Consider the following 5,093-nt stretch of genomic DNA (forward strand, 5'->3'; position numbering starts at 1 on the left):
GAAACCTTCCGACTCTTTCAGCTTCTGATAACTCCCAAGCGCGATCTCTCCCTCCGGCCCCCGCAGCCGCGGGTGTTCCACCGGTATCTTCTGATCCCCGATATAGACCGACCCAGGCTGGCTCGCCCATTTGGCAATGTCGGAACTGAAAGGTCGGTAGTCTGGCCCGGCGATCTCCTCCCGCTCGATGTACATGATCGTCTCTGCCATCATCCTACCCAGATCCTTCATGCAGGCGTCAAATCCCTGCTTGCCTCTTGCAACAAGGTGGTACATTTGATCGATGAGTTCTTGCCTCCCGTATGCGGCCTCAAACCCCCGTATTGCCTTCTTCCTCTTCCTGGTGGTATTCTTCATCAGTGGCTCCTTTCTGACTTTGTTTTCGGTTCCGTGGATTATGCCACGGGGGAGCCACTCTTTCCAATTTCAACTAAAAATAGTATAACCTCGGGTGGAATTTCTATGAACCGGAAAGGATAGTGACTAAATGGTGACTATTTTCTTTTTTATGAAAAACTTCAAATTCTTAATTAATTGATTTTATGATGGATTTTGGAGCGGGCAACGGGGATCGAACCCGCGACCCCAAGCTTGGGAAGCTTGTACTCTACCAGCTGAGCTATGCCCGCTTGATGGAAAGTATAAAAAAGCTATTTCATATTGTCAACAGGTTTTAAGAGATCGGTTTTTAGGTTAAAGAGCCACCTTTAAATCTGAAGCCACTTCTTCTATCATTTCTCCTGAGACCGTTTCTTTCTTCCGAAGAAACCCTTCCAACAGCGCATTATCACAAATGGCGTTAATCAAACGAGGAATTCCCCCAGAAAATTTATGAATTGAACTGAGGGCATCCTTTGTAAAAAGCTCTTTATTAGAACCGGCAATTTGTAAACGGTATTTCACATAATCATTGGTTATCTCTTCAGTAAAAGACCGGAGTTGAAACCGGACCCCCACACGTTGTTTTAGGGGTTCATCTAAATTTAGATTTTTATCTAAATCCGGTAAACCAAAGAAAACAAACGTAATCAATTTATTTCCATCCATTTCAATATTGAGAATTCCTCTAAATTCTTCCATCACCTCTTTTTTGTTAAGCATCTGGGCTTCATCAATTAATACCACTGCCCTTTTACCTGATTCATAAATCTGAATCAAACGGCTGAAAAGTTGGGATAACAGCTCCGTTTTGTCATCATTGGGCTCCTCCACACCTAACTGAACAGCAATTTTTCGAAGAAGCCATTCAGAGGTAATGGAGCCATGAATGACAATTAACAAAGCACATTCATATTCTTTTTCATCCATTTCATCCAACATTCTTGTGGCCAGTGTCGTTTTTCCGGTCCCAATATCTCCAACCAAAACCACCAACCCTTTTCGGGATTCAACCGCATACTTTAATCTTATGATCGCCTCCCCGTGTTGGGCACTGTTATAGTAAAATCGGTTATCCACCGAAATGGAGAAGGGTTGCTCTTTTAAACCATAATATTCTAAATAACTCATAATGTTAAAAACTCCCTCGGCTATAGGTAGGAAATTTTCCCTTTTTTCCTTTCGACCTTTGATTCCTTCTTACTGCTAGTCCCCACACTTAATTCAGAGCCTGGATCGGAAAGGCCCTCATCACCTTTATCATCAAGACTTGGACCATCCTTCTGCAATTTAATTATTCTCTTCTTCACATCTTTAAAATTTGAGTCAGCTTCTTTCACTTCTATATAATGCTCAAGGGCTTTTTCATGAAGGCCCTGATTTTCATAAAGCGTTCCCAGTTCATATTTCAGCCACAAAACATTATTTTCATTACATCGAGGGTCGTTCAAAGCGCTGTCTAAATATTCTGCTGCTTTGTCAAAAGCACCTTTTTCGACAAAACAGGTAGATAACATGGTACAGGAGTCTACAAATCGGTCATCCCCCTTAATGGATAACTCAAACTCTCCAATGGCCTCATGGATTAATCCCATCTCCTTATAGGCAATCCCAAGGTTATAATGGGTCTCATAATCCTCATCCCCAAATTGTTCTTGAATACCTTTTTGAAATTCCTGAAAAATAGAATCTAGTTCTGAATCAATGTTACCCTGCTCGGAGACCTCCTGAAGTTCTTTTTGATCCTCCGCCTCCTCCAAAACATCGGAAAGGTCCACAAAACCTTCATCCATTTCTTCGGCTTTTTCTCGGGAAGAAGCCTCAGAAACGGGTTGATCTAAATTTTCATTAAATGAAACTTCATTGGAGGATTCGGAAACAGAGGAAAAGCTAATCTCATCTATAGATTCTTGGGACGCTGGGATTCCAACCGAGGAATCGGAATCTTTTTCAATTCCCTGTTCTCCAGTAATCTCTTGTTGGGAAAGCTCTGCAAGCACTTGGGAGTCTGGGATTTCAGAAATTTCACGATCAATATCTTCTTCAACCGATATTTCGGTTAGTTTTTTCAGGGCTTCAGGATGCTCCGGTACTTTTAGAAGAACCAATTCATAAACCCTTTTGGCTTCCTCTTTTAACCCCTGTTGGAGGTAAAAATCTCCCTCCGCAAGTTTTTCCCCAACTTCCTCAGGGGAGAGCGGTTGAGCATTCATGATTTCATCAAGACTTCTTACCCCTTCATCAGGGCCTCCTTTTCGGCCCAAGGGAGCATTGAACTCGGTCACGCTGGCCTCAGAAAACTCAGTTTCCAATCCGTTCACCTGTGAGCTTTCAGAGGTTTCTTGGGCAGACGGAATGGATACGGAGCTTACGCCAGAAGACTCCAAATTCTGGGAGATTGAGTCTTCTCTTTCCTGAGCGGATACACCAGCCATAAGTTTAACTTGGCGGTTATTGGGATCCAGGTCCATAGCCTCTTGGAGAATCTGATTATAACGATCCGGCTCTCCTTCCAGCTCAAAAATTTTAGCAAGTTTTAAACATTCCATCACGGCTTCAGGAATTTGCCCCTCATTTTTATAAATCTCCTTCAATTGGAGACGGGCCTTTTGATTATAGGGATCCTGTTTGAGGACTCCTTTTAATTGGTCAATGGCTTTTTGAGGTAAACCATATTTTAAATATACATCGGCTTCAGCAAAAAAACCTTCGATGGTCTCATGCTGTATATATTCATCCATTTTTTGTTGAGGTGTTTCTTCATCAGCCGGTGTTGGGGTTCCACTCTCATCCCCTGAGAGTTTTGGGGAAGACTGAGAAAATTCTTTAACAAGAGAGGAAGGGTCAGATAATTCAACAACCTCTCCTTCGGGTATTTTCCCCTCCTCCCTTGAAAGGGAGGTCGGTTCTAATATTTTTTCAACGGGCTCTTCAAAAACGGGTAATTCCTCCTCAAGGGAAGGCACGGCCCCTTCATCCACAATGGGTTCCAGGGCCGTAGGAACCCTTGTAGGGTCTACCGGAGTGTCTTCTTGGTTCTGAATAGAAAGGGGTGAAGCCTGGGATTCCTCTGCTCCCGTTTGGACCCCCTTTTGCGGGGACCCAAAAACCTTATCCGGTTTCACCATTTCGGTTTGGTGAGAAGCGGTTTGGACCTCCTCGGGGGTTTCGGAAACTTCACTTCCCTCCAGCGCCCCTCCTTCTAGTTTATTTTTTAATTGTTTGGCGGTTGGATGGGAGGGCGCGATTTTCAGGATTTGGTCATAAAGTTTGATGGCCTCTTCTTTACGACCTCCCTGACCATAGATTTCCGCAACCCCCAAATATTCCTCAACAGCTTCTGTTTTCAAACCCTCTTTCACACACATTTCCGCAAGTTTAATACGTATAGATACGTTCTGGGGGTCTAATTTGATAATCTTTCGGTATACCTCTACCCCTTCTTTTAGCTTCCCGGTCCCCACGTAATGCTTGGCAACTTTCAAGTAGTCACCCAAGGCATTGCCAACAAGACCCCGCTCTGCATTAACATCCCCCAATTTCAGGAAAACATCAAAACGATTTGGATCGATTTTAATGATTTTCTTATAAACGGCAATGGTTTTTAACGCAAAACCCGCTTGATCAAAGGAGTCTGCAGCTTTCAGGAAGGCATTGGTTGCCTCGGAAATTGAATTTTTCTTAAGGTAAAGATCTCCAATCGTATTGTAAATGTTCCCGTCATTCGGGGTTTCTTTTATCAGTTTTTGCCATTCCTCAATGGCCTTATCATGCAGACCTTTGGCTGTGTATTTCTGCGCATTTTGAAGAATGGATCCTCTGTCTTTACCCAAGTATTCTCCTTGATCGAATAAAATACGTTAAATAGAAAACCGCCACATAAAACTCCAAAGGGACGAAGATTTGATATTTGGTACTGAAAGGGGCATTTTCTTTAAAAATTAATACATCTTAGGCAATGTGTCAAGGAATGGAAAAGAAGGGGCTGTTATTTTTTACTATAAAATTCAATAACTTACAGCAATCCATTTCCATGAGAACCTTATCTCATAAACCATTGTTTTTAAAAGAAAAAATACGGTGAAACGGGAGGACTTTTTGTCTTTGGTGAACAATAAATGCTAAAAAGGCAATGTTTTTACTATTTAAAAAGAAAATTATAAAATAACAGATCCCAATCTTTTGAATGGGCAACTCATTTTTACTCTTTCAACTATTTTTGACGGTTTCACTATCCAGCTTTTTTATCGGATTTTGGGTGGAATTTCATGAGAGGGGTCGGGGAAAAAGGTGAAAAGAACTCTCATTCAAACCCCTTTCCCCAATCTCAGGGAAATGATCAAAAACAAAATTTTTTCACAAAATATCTTAGCCCATGTTGGCTAAACTTTTGCTACATTTGCGGCCGGAAGGCATTTGTCCCTTGCACCTCGAATTCTACGGTTTCTCCCTCTTTTAAAGATTTAAACTCTTCTCGCTGAAGGGGGAATAATGAACGAAAACATCTTCTCCATTTTCTGCTTTAATTAGAGTCTGTATTTTAATGCGCATTTAGATTGAACTTGGACAGAGGAAACCGCCATGGTGCGCAGATGTCCGCCTGTTTTCGCATCTTCGAGTACGCTTCATCAACATTCGTTGACTTTTCCCCGTTTTCATGGGCGATTCCGAACGGACCTCTCCACGGAGGATTGAGAATGGACCGGTTTTTGGCT

The 5,093-nt window shown here is 42.3% G+C and carries 3 protein-coding genes and 1 tRNA gene; all 4 read right to left on the bottom strand.

Going from position 1 to position 5,093, the window contains the following annotated elements; all coding sequences use genetic code 11:
- Positions 1-357 (bottom strand): hypothetical protein (locus tag VGB26_08535; GenBank protein HEX9757833.1); only part of this gene is annotated, 357 nt, incomplete at its 3' end.
- 196 nt (positions 358-553) lie between these two features.
- Positions 554-629, bottom strand: a tRNA-Gly gene (locus VGB26_08540).
- Positions 630-693: 64 nt separating this feature from the next.
- Positions 694-1,509 carry an AAA family ATPase gene (locus VGB26_08545; GenBank protein HEX9757834.1) on the bottom strand — a complete coding sequence of 272 codons (816 nt, stop codon included), beginning with the start codon at positions 1,507-1,509 and terminating at the stop codon, positions 694-696.
- A gap of 20 nt (positions 1,510-1,529) precedes the next feature.
- Complete coding sequence (locus VGB26_08550) at positions 1,530-4,211, bottom strand: tetratricopeptide repeat protein (protein ID HEX9757835.1); 2,682 nt, start codon at positions 4,209-4,211, stop codon at positions 1,530-1,532.
- Between the last annotated feature and the right edge of the window lie 882 nt (positions 4,212-5,093).

The sequence above is a fragment of the Nitrospiria bacterium genome (genome assembly GCA_036397255.1).
GTDB lineage: Bacteria > Nitrospirota > Nitrospiria > DASWJH01 > DASWJH01 > DASWJH01.